This window comes from Pseudoalteromonas sp. 78C3 (assembly GCF_002836695.1).
Classification (GTDB): Bacteria; Pseudomonadota; Gammaproteobacteria; order Enterobacterales; family Alteromonadaceae; genus Pseudoalteromonas; species Pseudoalteromonas arctica.
Genome location: NZ_PJAV01000122.1, coordinates 17,853 through 39,017, shown reverse-complemented (window position 1 = coordinate 39,017; position 21,165 = coordinate 17,853). Strand labels below are relative to the sequence as shown.

General features: G+C 39.5%; 15 protein-coding genes. 3 read left to right on the top strand and 12 right to left on the bottom strand.

Annotated elements, in window-relative coordinates; translation table 11 throughout:
* Nucleotides 1-47 precede the first annotated feature (47 nt).
* From CXF76_RS05435 to CXF76_RS05425, 3 genes are all read right to left on the bottom strand, one after another.
* Nucleotides 48-1,226 carry a response regulator transcription factor gene (locus CXF76_RS05435; protein ID WP_101163217.1) on the bottom strand — a complete coding sequence of 393 codons (1,179 nt, stop codon included), beginning with the start codon at nucleotides 1,224-1,226 and terminating at the stop codon, nucleotides 48-50.
* A gap of 139 nt (nucleotides 1,227-1,365) precedes the next feature.
* A complete protein-coding gene (prlC, locus tag CXF76_RS05430; protein ID WP_101163216.1) occupies nucleotides 1,366-3,405 on the bottom strand; it encodes an oligopeptidase A in 2,040 nt (679 codons plus the stop codon).
* Between the two features lie 86 nt (nucleotides 3,406-3,491).
* Nucleotides 3,492-4,166 (bottom strand): DUF2461 domain-containing protein, encoded by a 675-nt coding sequence (locus CXF76_RS05425; protein ID WP_024589850.1) that lies wholly within the window; start codon nucleotides 4,164-4,166, stop codon nucleotides 3,492-3,494.
* A 78-nt stretch (nucleotides 4,167-4,244) separates the two neighbouring features.
* On the opposite strand from CXF76_RS05425, the gene gorA reads away from it, so the two are divergent.
* The 3 genes from gorA to CXF76_RS05410 all read left to right on the top strand — a co-directional run bounded on the left by gorA (nucleotide 4,245) and on the right by CXF76_RS05410 (nucleotide 7,447).
* The gene (gorA, locus tag CXF76_RS05420) at nucleotides 4,245-5,606 is read left to right on the top strand and encodes a glutathione-disulfide reductase (protein ID WP_024589851.1); all 1,362 of its coding nucleotides are present in this window, start codon (nucleotides 4,245-4,247) and stop codon (nucleotides 5,604-5,606) included.
* Nucleotides 5,607-5,870: 264 nt separating this feature from the next.
* The gene (locus CXF76_RS05415) at nucleotides 5,871-6,503 is read left to right on the top strand and encodes a hypothetical protein (RefSeq protein WP_024594473.1); all 633 of its coding nucleotides are present in this window, start codon (nucleotides 5,871-5,873) and stop codon (nucleotides 6,501-6,503) included.
* Between the two features lie 107 nt (nucleotides 6,504-6,610).
* Nucleotides 6,611-7,447, top strand: a complete 837-nt coding sequence (locus tag CXF76_RS05410; protein ID WP_024594472.1) for a mechanosensitive ion channel family protein — start codon at nucleotides 6,611-6,613, stop codon at nucleotides 7,445-7,447.
* A gap of 884 nt (nucleotides 7,448-8,331) precedes the next feature.
* On the opposite strand, the gene tldD is transcribed toward CXF76_RS05410, so the two are convergent.
* The 9 genes from tldD to CXF76_RS05360 all read right to left on the bottom strand — a co-directional run bounded on the left by tldD (nucleotide 8,332) and on the right by CXF76_RS05360 (nucleotide 21,044).
* Complete coding sequence (gene tldD, locus CXF76_RS05400; RefSeq protein ID WP_101163214.1) at nucleotides 8,332-9,771, bottom strand: metalloprotease TldD; 1,440 nt, start codon at nucleotides 9,769-9,771, stop codon at nucleotides 8,332-8,334.
* Nucleotides 9,768-10,607, bottom strand: a complete 840-nt coding sequence (locus CXF76_RS05395) for a carbon-nitrogen hydrolase family protein (protein WP_101163213.1) — start codon at nucleotides 10,605-10,607, stop codon at nucleotides 9,768-9,770. The genes tldD and CXF76_RS05395 overlap by 4 nt, the downstream gene beginning before the upstream one ends.
* Nucleotides 10,604-14,461 carry a YhdP family protein gene (locus tag CXF76_RS05390; RefSeq protein ID WP_101163212.1) on the bottom strand — a complete coding sequence of 1,286 codons (3,858 nt, stop codon included), beginning with the start codon at nucleotides 14,459-14,461 and terminating at the stop codon, nucleotides 10,604-10,606. The genes CXF76_RS05395 and CXF76_RS05390 overlap by 4 nt, the downstream gene beginning before the upstream one ends.
* Nucleotides 14,461-15,933 carry a ribonuclease G gene (gene rng / locus CXF76_RS05385; protein ID WP_007586345.1) on the bottom strand — a complete coding sequence of 491 codons (1,473 nt, stop codon included), beginning with the start codon at nucleotides 15,931-15,933 and terminating at the stop codon, nucleotides 14,461-14,463. Before rng ends, CXF76_RS05390 begins: the two co-directional genes overlap by 1 nt.
* Before the next feature lies 1 nt (nucleotide 15,934).
* Nucleotides 15,935-16,504, bottom strand: a complete 570-nt coding sequence (locus CXF76_RS05380; protein ID WP_007586343.1) for a Maf family protein — start codon at nucleotides 16,502-16,504, stop codon at nucleotides 15,935-15,937.
* Entirely contained in the window at nucleotides 16,504-16,983 is a 480-nt protein-coding gene (gene mreD / locus CXF76_RS05375; RefSeq protein ID WP_007586341.1) for a rod shape-determining protein MreD, read from the bottom strand. The genes CXF76_RS05380 and mreD overlap by 1 nt, the downstream gene beginning before the upstream one ends.
* On the bottom strand, nucleotides 16,976-17,818 hold the full coding sequence (gene mreC, locus CXF76_RS05370; protein WP_193371825.1) for a rod shape-determining protein MreC: 843 nt from the start codon (nucleotides 17,816-17,818) through the stop codon (nucleotides 16,976-16,978). Before mreC ends, mreD begins: the two co-directional genes overlap by 8 nt.
* Entirely contained in the window at nucleotides 17,818-18,861 is a 1,044-nt protein-coding gene (locus CXF76_RS05365; protein ID WP_007586338.1) for a rod shape-determining protein, read from the bottom strand. The genes mreC and CXF76_RS05365 overlap by 1 nt, the downstream gene beginning before the upstream one ends.
* A gap of 134 nt (nucleotides 18,862-18,995) precedes the next feature.
* The gene (locus CXF76_RS05360; RefSeq protein WP_101163211.1) at nucleotides 18,996-21,044 is read right to left on the bottom strand and encodes an SUMF1/EgtB/PvdO family nonheme iron enzyme; all 2,049 of its coding nucleotides are present in this window, start codon (nucleotides 21,042-21,044) and stop codon (nucleotides 18,996-18,998) included.
* Between the last annotated feature and the right edge of the window lie 121 nt (nucleotides 21,045-21,165).

Genomic DNA, 21,165 nt, shown 5'->3' with positions numbered 1-21,165 from the left:
GACGATAAAATACGCCTGTAGTATATCAACCGCTTTACTTTAAAGCACTAAAATAGCTCTATATCACTATGATGATTCGTATTGACCTTTGCGGCTTCCGCTTTAGTACGTAAATTAGATATAAGTTCATTGCGGCTTTCGGCAACTTGCTTAAGCTGATATTTGATAAAGGCTAAATCACTATTAGCCGATACAAATAACTGCATTGTTTGATCCAATTGAGATATATATAAAGTGAGATCCGCAGGATTTGCTTGTGTTTGTTGTAGCTTAATAGCGCAGTCAAGTTCATGTAGCTGCTCTATAAACTCTTTAGTACTTTTGTTTTGCTCTATATTTTGAGTAGTTAACTGCTTAACAATGTCTTGAAGGGCTGTACTTATTTGAGCTGCCTGCTCATAACTGCTTTCGCTTCTTTCCATGGTAACAACCTTCTCGTTGGTCACTTCTAATATATGCGGGAAAAGATCTTTATAGCGCCCGTACAAAGCATCGTTATCAACAGGCATATTTTTTATCAAAAGGGATACTTTGGGATAATTAATAATAGTACTGCTACCAATATCAACAAATCGTTGAGCATGTCGATGTTGCTCAAGCAGCTCTTGCTCTAACGGGCAAACACCACTTTGCTGGCTGTAAAAAATACCTTTCCCTTGATACCAAAACACCACCACAACATCTAAATTTAAAGGAGCAAAAAAAGTAAAAAAGTATTCACTCAACGATTGAAAGTTATTAGCGTGATAACTTTGTCCAACGTAGCGCATTATACGCCCCATATCGCCCGACTCTGTCATTGCTATTTCAGCTGTTTTATTCGCTTTTACTATATCCAATTTTAGTTTTGCGCATTTTTGCCTATATTCGTAAAGTACCTTTATTCGCGCTATTAACTCTTCTGCGTTAAAAGGTTTTGTAATGTAATCAGATGCGCCGACGCTATAACCTTTTACCCGATCGCTCAGCTCTATTTTGGATGAGAGAAACATAACGGGAATATCCTGAGTATTTTGACTCTGCTTTATAGTTTTACATACGTCATAACCTGACATACCTGGCATTTCAATATCGAGTAAAATAATATCTGGGTTGTATTTATTGGTTAGCCTTAATCCTTCATCGCCATCTTTTGCATGAATTATTTTACAAAACCCTGCTAAAGACTCTTCAATTATATGATGAACATACTTGTCGTCATCAATTGCCAATACCAACTTTGCCATGCCTTAGTCCATTTTATTAGGTGTGCTAAAAGCATAGTACGGTAGGATGAAATTACTAAAAATTATTAGATAATAATTTTAAAATAATAAAAAAGCGCCATATAGGCGCTTTAATTTGGTTTGTGCTAAATATTAATTTTTAAACAGCAATACCGCTATGGCGTAGTAACGCGTCGACATTTGGCTCACGACCACGGAACTTTTTAAATAATTCCATTGGCTCTTCGCTACCGCCTTTTTCTAAAATATTTTGCATGAAGGCTTGCCCTGTTTCAGCGTTAAAAATACCTTCTTCTTCAAATTTAGAAAATGCATCAGCAGAAAGTACTTCAGCCCATTTATACGAGTAGTAACCTGCACTATAACCACCGGCAAAAATATGGCTAAAACCATTTTGAAAACGGTTAAACTCAGGCGGTTTAACGATTGATGTGCGGCTACGTACATCGTTTAGTACTGCTTGAATTTGGCATTGCTCACCCACTTTGTAATCGTTATGGATTTTAAAATCGAATAACGAAAACTCAATTTGACGTAGCATTTGTACGCCTGAGTTATAGTTTTTAGCCGCTAGTAATTTATCAAGTAACTCTTTAGGTAACGGCTCACCCGTTTCATAATGACCTGAAATAAAGCTCAGGGCTTCTTCGTCATAACACCAATTTTCTAAAAACTGACTAGGAAGCTCTACCGCATCCCACGCTACACCATTAATGCCAGCCACTGGCGCGGCATCAACTTGTGTAAGCATGTGGTGAATACCATGACCAAACTCATGAAATAAAGTAGTTACTTCGTCATGAGTAAACAGTGCCGGTTTATCGCCAACCGCCTTATTAAAGTTACACACTAAATAAGCCACTGGAGTTTGTAGTTCGCCGTTAGCGCGTACTTTACGACCCATACAGTCATCCATCCACGCGCCGCCACGTTTGTGGTCGCGTGCATATAAATCGAGATAAAAACGTCCGCGTAGAGTATTGCTACTATCTACAATTTCAAAAAAGCGTACATCTTTGTGATAAGTATCAAAGTCAGTAACTTCTTTTACGCTAATACCAAATAAGCGATTAACGGTTTCGAATAAGCCGCTAAGCACTTTATTTGCTGGGAAGTAAGGACGTAGTACTTCGTCTGAAATTGCATACTTTTCTTGCTTAAGCTTTTCGCTGTAGTAACCAAAATCCCATGCTTCTAATTCAGAAATACCGTGTTTTTGCTCAGCATACGCTTTTAGCTCGGCCACTTCTTGCTCTGCTTGTGGTTTTGATTTAGCTGCTAGGTCTTCTAAAAATGAGAATACTTGTTCTGGTGTTTCGGCCATTTTAGTCGCGAGTGACTTTTCAGCGTAGCTGCTAAACCCTAGTAACTGTGCAAGTTCATGGCGAAGCGCAAGCTCCTCGCTCATAATATCAGAGTTATCAAACTCACCGGCGTTAGGGCCTTGATCTGATGCGCGCGTAGAAAACGCGGTGTAAGTTTCTTTGCGTAATTCGCGGTTATCTGCGTAAGCCATTATTGGTAAATACGACGGGAAATCGAGTGTAAATAACCAACCATCTAATTCTTTACTTTTTGCTGTGTCAGCTGCAAGTGCTAAAGCAGATTCTGGCAAGCCTGCTAAATCACTCTCATCAGTAATATGTTTGTGCCAAGCAAGTGTGGCATCCATTACGTTGTTACCAAATTTTGAGGCAAGTTCTGATAAACGCGCGCTAATTTCGCCGTAGCGTTTTTGCTGCTCTGCCGCCAGAGCAATACCCGATAATTTAAAATCGCGTAGCGCATTAGTAATTGTTTTTTGTTGTGCTGTAGTCAGCGTTTTAAATTCGTCACTGTTATAAAGCGTATTATACGCGTTGTATAAACCTTGATGCTGACCTACAAATGTTGAATATTCAGATATTAACGGTAAGCACTGCTCGTAAGCTTCGCGTAATTCGTCGTTATTCATTACTGAATTTAAGTGCGATACAGGGGAGAACATGCGCGATAATTTATCGTCGGCTTCTTCAAGGGGTAATACTAAGTCATCCCACGTGTACGAGCCTTTAGCTAACACGTCATCAATGGCTTTACGACAAAGCTCGATACCGTCTTTTAGTGCTGGTACTACGTACTCAGGCTTTATTTTTGAAAATGGTGGTAAGCCTTCAAGGCCAATTAGTGGGTTGCTCATAAATACTCTCTTTGCGTTAATGCATTACGTTTTAAATTGGGTCTAAAAGTAAAAAAACAACTCAGCCGCTTTTAAGTTGTGTAATTTTAATAAGGTTGCTCCAGAGCAAAACACAAATAACCCATTAATGAGTCGGCCACTTTATAACGTTCTAACACCGTATCAACTAGGTTATTACTGCATATTTGCTTTTGAGTAAGTGGGCTAATGGCTATAAAGTCTTTTCGTTTGAGCTCATCTATTAAGGGGTGCTCTTTTTCAAAACCTCTTGGTGGGCGTTTTAGCGACTCTCCTGACATTTCAAATATAGATTTAAATTGCTCATCATAAATTGCTTTTTTATAGCTATTTGGGTTTTCATCTATGCAGGTTCTAATTGCGTTAAGCGCCTTTGATTCTGGTCGCCAAATACCAGCACCTACAAAACATTCGTCATTTGCTAAGTGAAAGTAAAACCCTGGGGCGTGTACGTCTTTTCCCATAAAATGGCGAAATTGAATTCCTACATTAATTTTATATGGGGTTTTATCTTTACTAAAACGCGCGTCTTTATGGATTCTCATTAAACTACCGCCGACTTTTTTATCTGATGCGACAAAATGGCTAGAAACCTCAGCAAGTGGTGCTTGCATTTGCTTAATGAAATCTAAAGCGGGCTCTCTTACGTATTCCTCATACTGTGATTTATGGTCGTTAAACCAGTCTCTATTATTGTTTTGATCAAGCTGGGCAAGAAATTCGAATGTTTTTTTACTAAACATAGGTCACCTAAACACTCTTTATTTTTAAAACTTAATGTTATGCTAATGCGCATAAAACTCAACGCCTAAGGACATAAAATGACACAACACTTTGATTATATTGCAATCGGTGGTGGCAGTGGTGGTATTGCCTCTGCAAATAGAGCGGCAATGCGTGGCGCTAAAGTAGCACTTATAGAAGCAAAACACATGGGCGGCACGTGTGTAAACGTGGGCTGTGTACCTAAAAAAGTAATGTGGCACGGTGCTCAGGTTGCTGAAGCAATTAATTTATATGCCCCAGATTACGGCTTTAATGTTGAAGTTAAAGGCTTTGATTGGAGCAAGTTAGTAGAAAGCCGTGAAGCCTACATAGGCCGAATTCATAAAGGTTACGACAGTGGCCTTGCTAGCAATGGCGTTACTGTAATTAAAGGCTTTGCTAAATTTGTAGATAATAAAACAGTTGAAGTAAACGGCGAGCACTACACAGCCGATCATATATTAATTGCAGTAGGCGGCCGCCCAAGCATTCCGCATATTGAAGGTGCTGAACACGGTATCGATTCAAATGGCTTTTTTGAATTAAAAGAGCAACCTAAACGCGTTGCAGTAATAGGCGCAGGCTACATAGCCGTTGAGCTTGCTGGTGTATTACATGGTTTAGGTACTGAGACACATTTATTTGTACGTAAGCATGCCCCACTTCGTAGTTTTGACCCATATATTGTAGATACGCTTGTTGAAGTAATGGCTGCCGAAGGTCCTACTTTACATACTCACTCTGTACCAAATAAATTGGTAAAAGAAGATGATGGCTCTGTAACACTACATTTAGATAACGGCAAAACTCATAACGTTGATCAAGTTATTTGGGCCATTGGCCGCGAGCCAACAACCAATGCTATTAACGTTGCAGCAGCTGGCGTAGAAGTAAACAGCAGTGGTTTTGTAAAAGTTGATGAGTATCAAAATACCACAGCTAAAAATGTATACGCGGTTGGCGATATCATCGAAAATGGTATTGAACTTACACCGGTAGCAGTAAAAGCAGGCCGTACTTTATCTGAGCGTTTATTTAATAAAGAACTACCAGATGATTTAAAAATGGATTACAGCTTAGTTCCTACTGTTGTATTTAGTCATCCACCTATTGGTACTATTGGTTTAACTGAGCAAGAAGCTATTTCTCAGTACGGCGAAGAAAACGTTAAAATTTACCAATCTGGTTTTACGGCTATGTACACAGCGGTAACTAAACATCGCCAGCCTTGTAAAATGAAACTTGTATGTGCCGGCCCTGACGAAAAAGTAGTTGGCCTACATGGTATTGGTTTTGCGGTTGATGAAATGATTCAAGGTTTTGCCGTTGCCATGAAAATGGGCGCTACTAAAGCTGATTTTGATGCCGTTGTTGCGATTCACCCGACAGGCTCGGAAGAATTTGTAACGATGCGCTAGGCGCTAAACTCTAAGTTCTCAATTATAAAAAGCCCTTGCTAAGTAAATAGTAAGGGCTTTTTAATGCTTGTTATATTTTGCACAACAAACCACTTAAAACGTCACATTAAAAACATCCATTCAACATTAAATAAATATCTAAGCCATTATTTTAACAGCAAAAATATTAGACCGATAAAAAGATTAAAAGTTTAAATTTTGTTTTGGCTTTAAGGCATTTTTACAATTAGAATCTCGCGCATTTATAGTTTCTCTTGGTTATTTATGTTTTTACTGCGATCTTTTATTTATTTATTATGCCTAGCGGGTGTTGCTCATTTAATTCAACTTGAAGGCTTTGAATTAAAACAGTATGCACTTTACAGTGAAGAAACTCTTACTGAACATATGCAAGATGTTTTAACTTTTTTAAGCTGTATTTTGTTTTTCTATGCTTCGCGAATTAACTTTCAACTCAAAATACCGGCAGTATTACTTGCTGCGTTATCGGCAATGATGTTTGTAAGAGAGTTTGATACCTACCTCGACTTATACTTTTTTGATGGCGCTTGGCAAAGTATCGTCTATTCAATTTTAGCTGGTGTGTTTGTTTATTTAATAACAAACAAAGGAAGTATTTTTAACGCTTTAAAAGCCTATAGCTTCACTCCTAGTTATGGAATTTGCTTATCAGGCATGGTTACTTTACTCGCATTTTCGCGAATGATGGGCAAAGGCGCATTTTGGCATTCAGTAATGGGTGATGACTATGTACGTGCGGTAAAAAACATTGTTGAAGAAGGTATAGAAACGCTTGGCTATACTCTAATCTTTATTTCAGCCATTGAGCTTGTACTCATATGCCGAAAAAGAATGGCTAAAAATCACAAACATTGCACTGATGAAGTAACTCAATAGCGTTTCTCCATTTTTATTGGTTACTTTTTTTGCACTAAATTTGCTAATTGGTTTAATAAATCAATATACTGAGCCTGTTTTTATTAACTCGCGTTTAATTGGATATTATGACTAAAGATATATTGCTGCATCCGTTTCTTCTTTCAATTGTAATGATCACAATTGCATTTGTACTAAAAGTACTTGTTGATAAGCTGGCTAAAAATCGCGCAGAAAAAAAAGAAAAAGATATTCGTTATATCGCACACAATATTAAGCATTTTATTAATTTTGTAATGATGATATCGCTGCTATTTGTGTGGTCTACCGAAATTCAAAACTTTGCACTTTCTATTGCTGCTTTTGCTGTGGCGATTGTGCTTGCAACGCGTGAGTTTATTCAGTGTGTAATAGGCTTTTTTTACCTCGTAACAACCCGCCCGTTTAGAGTCGGTGATTGGATACAAGTAGGTGATTACTTTGGTGAAGTAGCTGAAACTGATTGGATTAAAACAACCATGCATGAAATTGATATACACACTTATCAATTTTCTAGAAAAACCATATACATACCTAATAATAAGCTGATTACCAGTTCTATTAAAAACTTAAACTTTGTAAAACGCTTTGTTACACATCATTTTATTATTGTCCGAAGAGAGAGCTTTAACCCGTACCCTATTCACGACACATTGACTGAGCAAGCTAAACTGTACTGCGAAGAGTTTCAAGAAGTAGCAAGCCGTTATAATTCGATGATTGAGCGCAAACTTGATGCAAAAATATCTGGCCCAGAACCGGTAATTCACTTTGGTACAACCGATTTAGGTGAATTTAAAGCAAGCTTTACCTTGTTTTGCCCAACAGAAAAAGCGCTTGAGATAGAGCACAAATTAACAGAATGCTTTTTTGCGTTATGGTACAAAGAGGCTGAAAAAAATAAAGAGGATGAAGGAGAAGCCTAAACCTCGCCTACACAAAGTAAAAATACAAACCGTAGGTGCGAATTTATTTCGCGCTCTATTACGTGAGCGTATATTTAAAAAGCGAGGTGTAAAACCTCACCTACCCAGACTAAGCAGGCAAATTGTAGGTGCGAATTTATTTCGTGATCTATTACGTGAGCGTATATTTAAAAAGCGAGGTGTAAAACCTCACCTACCCAAAGTAAGAATGCAAATTGTAGGTGCGAATTTATTTCGCGCTCTATTTCTGAGCCTACATTTAAAAAGCGAGGTGTAAAACCTCACCTACACAGAGTAAAAATACAAATCGTAGGTGCGAATTTATTTCGCGCTCTATTTCTGAGCGTATATTTAAAAAGCGAGGTGTAAAACCTCACCTACACAGAGTAAGAATGCAAATCGTAGGTGCGAATTTATTTCGCGCTCTATTTCTGAGCGTATATTTAAAAAGCGAGGTGTAAAACCTCACCTACACAGAGTAAAAATACAAATCGTAGGTGCGAATTTATTTCGCGCTCTATTACGTGAGCGTATATTTAAAAAGCGAGGTGTAAAACCTCACCTACCCAAAGTAAGAATGCAAATTGTAGGTGCGAATTTATTTCGCGCTCTATTTCTGAGCCTATATTTAAAAAGCGAGGTGTAAAACCTCACCTACACAGAGTAAAAATACAAATCGTAGGTGCGAATTTATTTCGCGCTCTATTTCTGAGCGTATATTTAAAAAGCGAGGTGTAAAACCTCACCTACACAGAGTAAGAATGCAAATCGTAGGTGCGAATTTATTTCGCGCTCTATTACGTGAGCGTATATTTAAAAAGCGAGGTGTAAAACCTCACTTTCATCAAAACGAAAGCGCGAATCCACTTCGCGCTCATGGTTTTTTATGCTGTACCACCGACTGTTAACCGATCAATTTTAAGGCTTGGTTGGCCTACGCCTACCGGTACGCTTTGACCATCTTTACCACACACACCAACACCTTTATCAAGTGCTAAGTCGTTACCAACCATCGATATTTGCTGCATTACTTCTGGGCCATTACCAATAAGCGTTGCGCCTTTAATTGGTTGGGTAATTTTACCATTTTCGATTAAATACGCTTCTGATGCGCTAAATACAAACTTACCAGACGTTATATCAACTTGTCCGCCGCCAAAGTTAGGCGCGAATACCCCTTTTTTAACTGAGCTGATAATATCGGCTTGGCTGTGCTCTCCGCCTAACATGTATGTGTTAGTCATGCGAGGCATTGGTAAATGTGCATACGACTCACGGCGTGCGTTACCTGTAGGGCTTACACCCATTAAACGCGCGTTTAGCTTATCTTGCATATAGCCTTTTAAAATACCGTTTTCGATGAGTACGTTGTAAGCGGCTGGTGTGCCTTCATCATCCACATTAAGTGACCCACGGCGATCGGCCATGGTGCCATCATCAACAACAGTACACAGCTCAGATGCTACTTTTTGGCCCACTTTACCACTAAACGCAGACGCGCCTTTGCGGTTAAAGTCGCCTTCAAGTCCATGCCCTACTGCTTCGTGTAAAAGCACGCCAGGCCAACCATTACCAAGTACAACTTCCATCGTGCCTGCAGGTGCATCAATAGCTTCAAGATTTACTTTAGCTTGGCGTACAGCTTCTTCAGCAAATTCCATCCAACGTGGTTTACCATCAACAAGTTCTTTAAAGTAACCATAATCTAAACGTGCACCACCACCTGCGCCACCGCGTTCACGGCGACCATTTTTTTCAAGCAGTACTGAGCAGTTTAAACGAATAAGCGGGCGAATATCGGTGGCAAACGTACCATCACTTGCTGCGATTAATACTTCTTCGTAAACCGCTGACATTGAACTAATGACTTGCTCTGCATCGGGTGCTAGCTCACGAATATAGTTTTCAAGTTCGCGTAATAAGCTCACCTTGTCGGTATCGCTCATACTCGAAATTGGCTGATGCGGTGCAAACTGCTCTTTAGCTTTAACATCACTAAATACTTTAATCGCTCTATCTTCGCCAGCATCTGCGATGCTACGAGCCGCTGTAGCCGCTTTATTAAGTGCTTCAAGATTTATTGCATCAGAGTAAGAAAAACCTGTTTTTTCGCCGCTTACAGCACGTACACCAACTCCACGTTCAACGTTATAAGAGCCTTCTTTAACTAAGCCGTCTTCAAGCACCCATGATTCGTGGTGGCTTGATTGAAAATATAAATCGGCGTAATCCACTTTATGCTGATGTATGTAAGCGAGCGTTTTTTCGAGCTCTTCTCTATTTAGCTGGCTGTCGTGTAGTAAATGCTGTTCAACCGAATTCATAATAAATGCTCTCTAAATCGTTGATGAGACTGCACGGGCATATCTCGTCTAATTTTTTGTAACTGGTCTAAATCTGCGTTGCAGCTTATAAAACCGGTGCCTGTTGGCAATTCACTCAGGATATTTCCCCAAGGTGAAATAATAATACTGTGGCCATATGTTTGTCGGCCATTTTCATGTGTACCGTACTGAGCTGCTGCAACTACATAACATTGTGTTTCTATTGCGCGAGCTGCTAATAATGGCTGCCAATGCGCTTGTCCTGTGACGACTGTAAATGCACTGGGTACTAAAATAATATCGGCGCCTTGGCGTACTAGTTCGTTGAATAAGCCACTAAAGCGCAGATCATAACATACTGTTAAGCCTATTTTACCAAAGGGAGAATCAACAACAACCACATCGCTACCTGCTTGGGTAAAATCTGACTCTCGATAGCTACCTGTTTGATCATCTACGTTTACATCAAATAAATGTATTTTGTTATACGTTGCAACCAGCTCGCCTTGATTATTATATAAGTGCGATGCTGCATAATATTTATGTTCGTTAAATGGCTCAGGCATTGTCCCTGCATTTAACCAAATATTATGGTGTTGGCACAATTCACTAAGTTGTAGTTTGTATCGCTCAACTTGCTTAGCAACACGTAACGTGTCGTTGCCGCTTTTACTAAACACTAAAAAAGCCTCAGGCAAACAAACAAGTAATGGCCTCGTTGTTGGGAGGGTTTTAAGTGCGCGCTTTAAGCTTGCAATGTTGTCATCAGGGTTTAGCCCTGAACACATTTGTAGGGCAACTATTGTGGGTGTGCTTATGCTTGCTGTTTTGTTCATTGCGTTACTGTTACTTGAGCATCTTTAAGTTTTAAATCGACTGATGCTTGTGGCTGATTTTGCGCAGCTTGAGGTAGTGTAACTTCACGACTTTTTCTGTCGAGTTCTTGAACAATAGGATCGTTCATTTTACCCGTTACTTTAAAGTTGATCTCTGAGATGACGCGCGCAGAATGAATAACTTTATCAATTGCTAAGGCAGCAAGCCCTGTTACTGGGTTTACCATCCATGCAACTATAACCGGAATACTCGAGGTTACCTGCGGCGCTACAGCAAGGTCATAATCTATATCAAGCGTGTTTAAATTTGCATAACCTTTAATGGTTAAATCGGCGGGTACGCCGTCCATTTTAGTATCTTTAGTGTAAGCGATACCGTTTTCTAACTGCATAGTGCCTTGCATGCTGTTATAAAAAAAGCCCTTTGAAAATACATCTCTAAAATCAAGTTTCAGCTTGCGTACTAATGAATCAAGGCTCAGTAACGAAAATACGCGTGCCCCGCCATCGCTAACTTCAGTTAAGTGACCTTCTCCTAAATCCCAAGCTATCTCGCCACTTAAACTTTTCACATCAAAATCATAAGGTGCTGCTTGCCAAGTAAGATCATAATTTAGATCGGCTTTTGAATCTTTAATCGCGGAGGTTATATCAAACTCGCCAAAAAGAGCGCCTATATCATCACTTTTAAGCTCGCCACTTAGCGTTGTTAATCCATTTTGCCACTGCCCTTTAGTGCGCAGTACATGATCGCCTTTATCGACTACAAGTTCTGATATTGATAAACGCTCTCCATCACCTAATAATGACGCACTCACTTTATCAAGTTGGTAGCGGTCAATTTTGCAATCACTACATTCAAACTCAATAGCAGGTATTTTAGTAAGCCAGCTCAAGTCTTTCTCAGGAAGTACATCTGTTATTTCAAGTGCTTGCTCATTGTGCGGTGCAAAATTAAGCCTTAAGTAATCGGCATTAATTCGTATGGGCTGGCTAGGCTGTGATGTAGGAATAAAAACCCCAGCTCTAAGTTCTTTAGCATTTAGCTTTAGGTATAAATCGTCTTTTGATGGTGCTAAACGCATTTCAAAATCATTAAAAATGATGTTACTCGCATCAAGTAAACCTATATTTGCGACCACCTCATTAAGCGGTGGCATAATCCCTTTTGATTCTTGATCTGGGTTTGCTTTACCAGCTTTAATTATTTGATCAATCAGATCAAACCAAGGCACTAATTCACTCTGTTCTAGATTTATATTTACGCTTAAATCTTTTTGGTTTAATCCTAAATCTTGTTTTCCGAGCACAAAATGGACATTGCTAAACTGTGATTTACCATTTTCTAAAATAGCATTAAAGTAAAACTGTTGATTAGCGTTTGCTGTAATGAGATTAGAAATGTCATCACCTTGTACTATTGCATCAAGCGCCCACGCTTGTTCGCTATTTTTATTATAAGGTGCGGGTAAGTTACTCGTTAAGCCAAGTAGTTCTGAGTTTACCTGTGCACGGTAATTAAAGCCTTGTTCGGTAAAATTAAGTACTAAACCAATATCAACATCGCTTTGCCCGCTTAAATAATTTTTTAATATACCTTGTCCACTGTCAATTAATGTATCGGCGTCAATTTTGGCGTTTATATCTATGTTTGCTTGGTAATTTTTAGCATCACTTTTGCTGCTGTAATTAATAGTTAGCGGCATGCCCAACCACTTCGCAGTCGCATTTTTAAGTGTGATATTGTCGTTTTTAAAATTAAGCTCGCCAGTTAAGTTTTTAAGCTCAATACCTGGCGTTGCTATAAATACTGGCAAGTCATTTAAATTAACTTTGCCGCTAACACTGGCTCCGCCTTTAAACTTAGAGCCTACTAAAAGCTCAATACTGGCATCGGCTTCGCCTTTGCCCTGTACAACTTTAAAAATTTCAGCAAGAGGTTTGGCAATAGGTGTCGCTGCAAAAAAGTCATGTAACTTTTCCATCTCTGCTTTTTTATCAATTTGCACAATAAGTTCATCAGCATGCATTAAATCTGTAATGCTTACCTGTACACTATTACCAATATCTAAATTAACCAACTTACCTTGCTGGCTATATATGTCCATACGCTCATTATCAAAATGTAGCTGTACGTCGGCATTGGTGACCGAAGGCCAATCAGGATCAAACTCATAGGTTGCGTTGTCTATTTGCGCTAATACACCAAACTGGCCACTGCCATCGGTGAATGGAAAGCCCGATAAAGGTCCTGCAAATAAGACTTGTGCTTTAGATACTTCTCCGCCTTTAATTGCCCCATTTAAATAGCTAACGAGCTCAGGGCTCATTGCTTTTAATGGGAAATAATGACCTGCAATTTTGGCATCTGGGGCGAAGGCTTCAGCGTAAAGATCTAATCGAGGATCATCTGTTAGACTAATTTGTAATTCTGCAGCAAGAGTGACGTCATCATTATCAAACCATATATTGTCACTACTTATATGCCAGCCATCATCTCGCTTAGCTAAATCTAGCTCTACATTTAGCTGATTATAATTTATGTCGTTACTAAAGCTTTCGCCTGTAACTAATGTGCCATTTTCGCCAAATAAATTTATTCGACCACTACTTTGATTAAGTAAACCATTTACTCTAAGTCCTTGTGCTGCAGGTACCGATCTTAATTCTTGCCAACCAATATTGTCAGCCTCAAACCATAATTGCCATTGCTGTGCATTAGAAAAATTTAAATAAGCTTGATCTATTTGCCCGCTAGGTTGGCGCTCTAAAAATGGTTCAAGTGCATTAAAATTACTTAGCCCTGCTAGGTTACTCAGTAATTCAAAATCAACTTGATGGAGCCACACTTCATTTTTCGCCCCTAGTTGAGCTTCAAACTCTAAACTTGGCCATGCTTTATCGTTACTATTAAATGTTAAACCGGTGCTTTTTAAGTGCCAGCTATTTTGCTCGGGATATAGATGGAATCCACCTTCACTCAAGCTAACTTGTTGGCTTTGCTCTTCTCGCTGCCAACGCACAAAGCTTGGTAGCCACTGCATTTTTATATCGCTTACAAAACCTTTATCTAGTTTTAGCCACGCTTGTAAATTAATATCGCTATGCAGTTGTTGCTTTTGCGTATTTATATATTGCGCTAACCAGTTAGATACATCGACTTTGTTAGCCTGCACATAAATGTCGCCCGCAACTTGCTCTAGGGTATCGCCAGTGAGTGCTATGCGCGCATCAAAATCACCGACCGAAATACCCGGCAGTGCTAAGCTCCCACTACCAAGATGCTGCTCATCTTCATTTTGCCAAACAATATTTTTGAGGAGTAACTTACGTTCTTTACCGTCTTCTAGAACAAAGTTAATACTGGAATTTTCTATTGCAAAATGACCCGTTTTACCCAAAAACAGTTCTTCAATCAGCTCTTTTTGCTCAAAAGAGACTTCATCGTTGTCACCGGTTTTAAATAAGTTGGTGATATTTACACTGGTATGAAAACCATTAATAACAAAATAATTAGATCTAAGTTGCAGTGCTTTTAAGCTTTCCCATAGATTTAGCTCTAAGCTGGTTTTAGCAATGGTGAGTGATATTGGCGCGGTTTCGTTATCTTTAAACGATAAATTTTCTAGCACTAATGCAGGACCACTGCCCTGCCAACTAGCTGATATTTCACCGATAGATAAGCTTATTTCAAACTTTTCGTGTAAATAGCTTTCTATATTACCTTTGTATTCGTTTGCATACGGGAGGGTATATTTTAAAATTGAAACAATAACGGCCAGTAATACCAAAATTATGGCGCAGGTCTGCCATAACTTTCTAAAACAAAAAAAACAGACCGCTTTTGCTTTCATTACATCATTACCACATCAAACTGTTCTTGGCTGTATAAGCTCTCTGTTTGAATATTGACTTGCTTACCAATAAATAGTTCAAGCTCGGCAAGGTTATGATACTCATCGTTTAGTAGGGCTTCGCTCACAGCAGGCGCCGCATACACCATAAACTTGTCGGCAGCGTATGCTCGGTTAACACGCACTATTTCACGTAGTATTTCGTAGCAAACCGTTTCAACTGTTTTTTGCGAACCACGACCAGAACACGCCGGGCATACATCACATAAAATATGTTCTAAGCTTTCGCGTGTACGTTTACGTGTCATTTCAACAAGCCCAAGCGCTGAAAGCCCATTAATATTCGTTTTAGTACGATCTTTTGCGAGTGCCGATTCAAGTGAATGTAATACTCGGCGCTTATGATCCTCACTTACCATATCAATAAAGTCGATAATGATAATACCGCCTAAATTACGCAGCCTAAGCTGGCGCGCAATTGCAGAGGTTGCTTCTACGTTGGTATTAAAAATTGTTTCTTCTAAATTACGATGTCCCACAAATGCACCAGTATTAACATCAACAGTCGTCATTGCTTCTGTTTGGTCAATAATTATATAACCACCAGATTTTAGTGTGACTTTACGATGTAGTGCTTTTTGAATTTCGTTTTCAACGTCAAACAAATCAAATATAGGTCGCTCACCTGGATAGTATTCGAGTACTTGAGACAGTTGTGGAACAAACTCTTCAGTAAATAACTTTAGCTCTTCATGAGTAAGTTTAGAGTCAACGCGAATGCGTTCCATATCTTCGCCTACATAGTCACGTAGGGTTCTAAAGGCAAGCGTTAAATCTTCGTGAAGGATGCTGGCCTTACTGGTTTTTTTGCGACGAGCTGTAATTTTTTCCCACAGTTTTCTTAAAAAACCGGCATCGTGTCGTAATTCTGCTTCGCTAGCGCCTTCGGCTGCTGTACGTACAATAAAGCTGCCATTTTCATCGCCATATTCTGCGACTATTTTTTTAAGGCGTGAGCGCTCTTCTTCAGTTTCAATACGCTGACTAACCCCTACATGGGTCGCATCTGGCATAAACACTAAATAGCGAGAAGGAATAGTTATATCTGTGGTGAGTCTTGCGCCTTTAGTGCCTAGCGGATCTTTTACCACTTGCACCATAATGTATTGGCCTTGACGAACTAACTCTCTAATGTCTTGTACTTTTTTTATTGGTACGTCGTCTACGCCTTCAACAATAGAGGCACTATTTACAATATCGGATGCATGTAAAAATGCCGCTTTTTCAAGGCCGATATCAACAAAAGCAGCCTGCATACCCGGAAGTACACGGCTTATTTTTCCTAGGTAAATATTGCCTACAATACCTAGATTACCAATTCGCTCTAGCTGTATTTCTTGCAGTACACCGTTTTCTATTAGGGCAACACGGCTTTCGCTCGGTGTGACATTGATCAGTAATTCTGTACTCATGTTACCTTCTTAAGAATGTTTTTAATAATTGTTCGGTTTCATATAAAGGTAAGCCTACAACAGAAAAATAGCTACCCGCAATGTGAGTTACAAAGCGACCACCTAAACCTTGGATACCGTAGCCACCGGCTTTATCTTGTGGCTCATTAGAATCCCAGTAGGTATTTATTTCTTCATCAGTTAAAGTTTTAAAGGTGACATCTGTGCTTACAACACAGCTAAGCACATCATTTTGCGTCGCAAATGCAACTGCGGTAAGTACTTGATGTGTGTTACCTGATAAACGTTTTAATGTGTGTATAAAATCGTTTTTATCACGAGGTTTACCCAGTGATTCATTATCGATAACAACCACGGTATCACTACCAAGTACAGGGCGATCAGTATATCCAAGCTCTACACCGCTTTGGGCTTTCAAGCGAGCTAAACGCTCAACAAGTGCTCTGGGTTGCTCGTTTGGAAGTGGGCTTTCATCTGCATCAACACTAAATTGTGTAAATTCGACACCTAATTGGCTTAATAACTCTTTACGACGGGGAGAGGCTGATGCCAAATATACTGCGGTAGTCATTACCTGATCCTAAAATGTCTGCGATATTTACGAAGTAGTAAAAACACCCAAAACCAACTAACCATTCCGGTTGCTACTGGCCATAAATACTGTGGATTAAAGTAAACCCCTAACAAAAAGTGATTTAGCCAAAACTGCATTAAATGATACAGCGTTAAAAACAAACCAATTAATAAGCTTTGTTGCCAAAGCGAAAAGTTACGAATTTTTTGAAAGTTGCTCGCGGTTACAAATATACATATTGAAAATGTAAGCGAGTTCACACCTAGCGGTGAGCCAGATGCTAAATCTATTAATAAACCAACAACCCAAGCAGTACCAATATTTAAACGATGCGGTACTGCCAACGACCAATACATTAGTACAAGTAAAACCCAGTCAGGTCTAAATGGTTCAAACGAAAAAGGGAGCGGCATTAATGCCATTATTAACGCAAAAAAGATGCTTAGCGCAATTAACAATGAATAACGGTTAATCATCGCTGATTTGCTCCTGTTGATTACGCCATAAAATAACCAGCAAACGAATGCGATCTAATTGCGCAATAGGTTCTGCAAAAACTTGTGCAAACGGGCGGCCTTCATCACGATTTATTTCGGTTACTACAGCCACCGGGTATCCCTCTGGGAATGTGCCACCTAATCCTGATGTAACAAGTACATCGCCAATTCGCACATCTAAGCTGTGCGGAACGTGAGAGAGCTTAACGACGTTAATTTTACCTATGCCCTCAACAACCGTTCGTACATCGTTACGCAGTATACGCACAGGTGTGGCATGCGTAGTGTCGGTCATGAGTAATACGCGTGACGTAGTTGACCCTACTTTAGTTAATTGCCCTACTACACCCATCTCATCAATTACGGCTTGGCTTTCACTAAGTCCATCGGTGGTACCACGATTTATAACAACTTGATGGCTATACGGATTTGAATGCACAGAAAGTACTTGAGCAATAATTTTACGATTTGATTGTTTTGCAGATGAGCCTAATAAGGCGCGTAGTTTTTGATTTTCTCTGGCTAGAAATTGATACTGCTGAAGTTGCTCGCTTTGTAGCATTTGCTTTTTTTTCAGCGCTTCGTTTTCAGTAAGAAGTTGCTCTCGCGTATGCAGGCTTTTAGCACTTAAGCTAAATAATTCGTAGGGTAAATTAGCAACATAAATTAGTGGGCTAACTAAGGTATTGAGGCTGGTACGAACAACGGTACCACCTTGCGTATATCTGTCTCCAACAATGAGTGCGATACTCAAAAGCACTGCGACAAAAAGTCGCAGTTGCAAAGAGACTGTGCGTCCAAACATTAATTTCATTAGTCGTAACTAAAAACGTCACCACCATGAACATCGATCATTTCAAGTGCTTTACCACCACCACGTGCAACACATGTAAGTGGATCATCAGCAACAACAACCGGAATACCCGTTTCTTCCATTAATAAACGGTCTAAATCTTTTAACAATGCACCACCGCCAGTAAGTACCATACCGTGTGCAGAAATATCTGATGCCAGCTCTGGTGGTGATTGCTCAAGCGCAACCATTACTGCACTCACAATACCCATTAATGGCTCTTGTAGAGCTTCTAGGATTTCGTGCGAGTTAAGTGTGAATGAACGCGGAACACCTTCAGCAAGGTTACGACCGCGCACTTCAATTTCGATTGGCTCATCAGTTTTAAACGCAGAGCCAATTTGATGCTTAATATTTTCAGCTGTCGCTTCACCAATTAAGCTACCAAAGTTACGGCGTACATAATTAATGATAGCTTCGTCAAACTTATCACCACCAATACGAACAGATGATGAGTAAACAACGCCGTTAAGTGAAATAATAGCAACTTCAGTTGTACCACCACCAATATCAACAACCATAGAACCTGTTGCTTCTGATACTGGTAAGCCTGCGCCAATAGCTGCTGCCATTGGTTCTTCAATTAAGTAAACTTCACGAGCACCTGCACCCATTGCAGATTCACGTATTGCACGTTTTTCTACTTGAGTAGCACCACACGGTACACAAATTAGTACACGCGGACTTGGACGCATAAAGTTATTGTTATGCACTTGTTTAATGAAGTGTTGTAACATTTTTTCTGTTACAAAAAAGTCAGCAATAACACCGTCTTTCATTGGGCGAATCGCTTTTATATTACCCGGTGTACGACCTAACATAAGCTTTGCTTCTGTACCTACAGATGCAACACTTTTAGGTCCACCAGCACGCTCTTGGCGGATAGCAACAACAGAAGGTTCATTTAATACAATGCCTTCGTCTTTTACATAAATTAGGGTATTGGCTGTACCCAAGTCGATCGATAGATCGTTAGAAAAAATACCACGGAGTTTTTTAAACATGAGGCTGGATGACCTTTGAAATACGTTCTTATATTAGCTGCCTCACTTTAACATGCTCAACTATATGAGCAATATAAAGCGCAGCGCCTTTGTGAATTTGTGAAAAAAGGAAGCAAAGCTTCCTTAATTGAGTTTTATCGTTCGCGAACTAAGCGAAAACCAATGTAGTTAGATCTAAAATCAGGCGCTAAAATTAAACGCGTAGATGCACGAGCAAGGCTTGGTGCAAAGTTCCACGCTCCGCCTCTTACTGCTACATCAGACTCACCTGATTCTTTATCGGTCCATTCCCATACATTGCCTACGGTATCGTATAATCCAAATGCATTTGGAGAAAAAGAACCTACTGGTGATGCACGTCTGTTTGACCATTCACTACCACACCAACCACAGTTAGCTAGGTTTTTACCAATTTCGTTACCCCAAGGGTATTCTGTTTCAGTTCCTGCGCGTGCTGCGTATTCCCACTCAACTTCGTTAGGTAAACGAAATTGCTGTCCTGTTTGACCAGATAACCACTCAGCGTAAGCTTTTGCATCGTTATAAGTTAAACATACAGCAGGAAAGTCACTGCCTTGCTCAAAACCAGGATTACGCCAATTTAAATTTGCTTCCCATACTGGTTCGCCATTTAAATAATACGCACACCCTTTATTTTTTTCCGCTTGAGTTTTATAACCTGTATTTGCTACAAACTTTTCGTAGGCACCCACGGTTACTTCTTTACTTTGCATAGCGAAAGAATTTGCTATTACTTTTTCAATCACTGGACGTTCATTAGCTAAACCATTGCCGTTAATATCGCCCATTTTAAATTTGCCTGCAGGAATAACGACAACCGGCGTTTCAACGTTTGCATTTAATACATTAACGTTTTCACTAACCTGGCGTGTTGTTACTTCTGGTTGCTCTCGAGTATAGGTCGGTGCAGCAATCGACTTAGGCTTTTTTACTAAATTTGCATTAATTGTTTGCGCTTTATTCAAATCAACACGTGCTTGATAAGGTTTATAACCAAGTTTACGTATTTCAATGTTATGAATGCCCGGCGGTAAACGTGTAATCAAGCGTGTTGAGCCAAAGCTTACACCATCGATAAACACTTCATCGTCGTATACGTTTGATCGTAATGTTAGCTCTACTGATTTATCCTTCTTCTTATTAAGGATAGAAGGGTAATCTTTTTTCACCGATGCAGGTTTAACTGAATAATCACGTACTGGCTGCTCATTTAAACGAGAAACCGACACTGTGTTGCTATTATCCGCGCTATTACTGAATGTTAACTGACTATCGGTAAATGTATTATTATACGCTGGTTGATAAGCAGCCGTAAGTGGCGTGCCGTACTCAGAACAATAGCGGTTATCTATGCTTAATAAGCTACATAAACGGCTGCTATTAACTTCGCCGCGCATAGTTACACTTAAGTTAACGTTGTAATTACCTTGGCCGCTAAATGCACTGTTAACTACATGGCTACTTAATATTTGTACTTGAGCGCCCGCCAAATTGCGTTTTGGCTCAACAATGCGCTCTTCTGTTAGATTTGCAAAAATTTGATCAACAAAGCGTTTAGTTGCTTTTTGTAGACCCATTTGCTGACCGCGTTGCTCACATGCTGCTAGCGTTTCTGTTCGCTTACAGTTAATAGTGTGGTTAACCTCAAGCGTACCTTCACGTGTAAACTCGTTACGTAAACGCTCTACGCGGGCTGTAGTTAACTGTTCTTTTAAACTTTCTAATGTATTTAAAAGCGTATGCTTAGCAACACGAATTTGTTCTATATCTTTACGGTGGGATGCAATTGCCGCCAACTGCATAGAAATATCATCTTTATTTTGCTTATGATCAATCACCGCTTTTTGATAGCGTGATTGAGCCGCACTAATATTAATAGTGGGATCGTCAATTAAACGACGGTACATTTCGTTCATCGCATCGAGCGCTTGGTTTTTTTCTTTATCTAGCTCTGTAGAACGAGAACGAAGTAGCTCTAATTGATTTTGTAACTGACTTTCTTCTTTAAGATGTTTTTCAAGTATTCTTGTCGAGTTATCGTATTCTGTCTGTTTAACACTAATCTCTGAGTCAATTCCAGTCACTGTAGCTGTGTCTTGTGCAAATGCACTACTAGCTAACAAACTAGCTGAAATTAACAGAGATAAAGGAGTAATTCGCATATATTCCAGTCCCAAAAAGCGGCAATTATTTGGTCGTTATTATTTTTTATAATTAAAGCCTTATGCTATGTACTTGCAGCACAAAACACAAGCTTTGTTCAATTATTATATTAGTTTACAA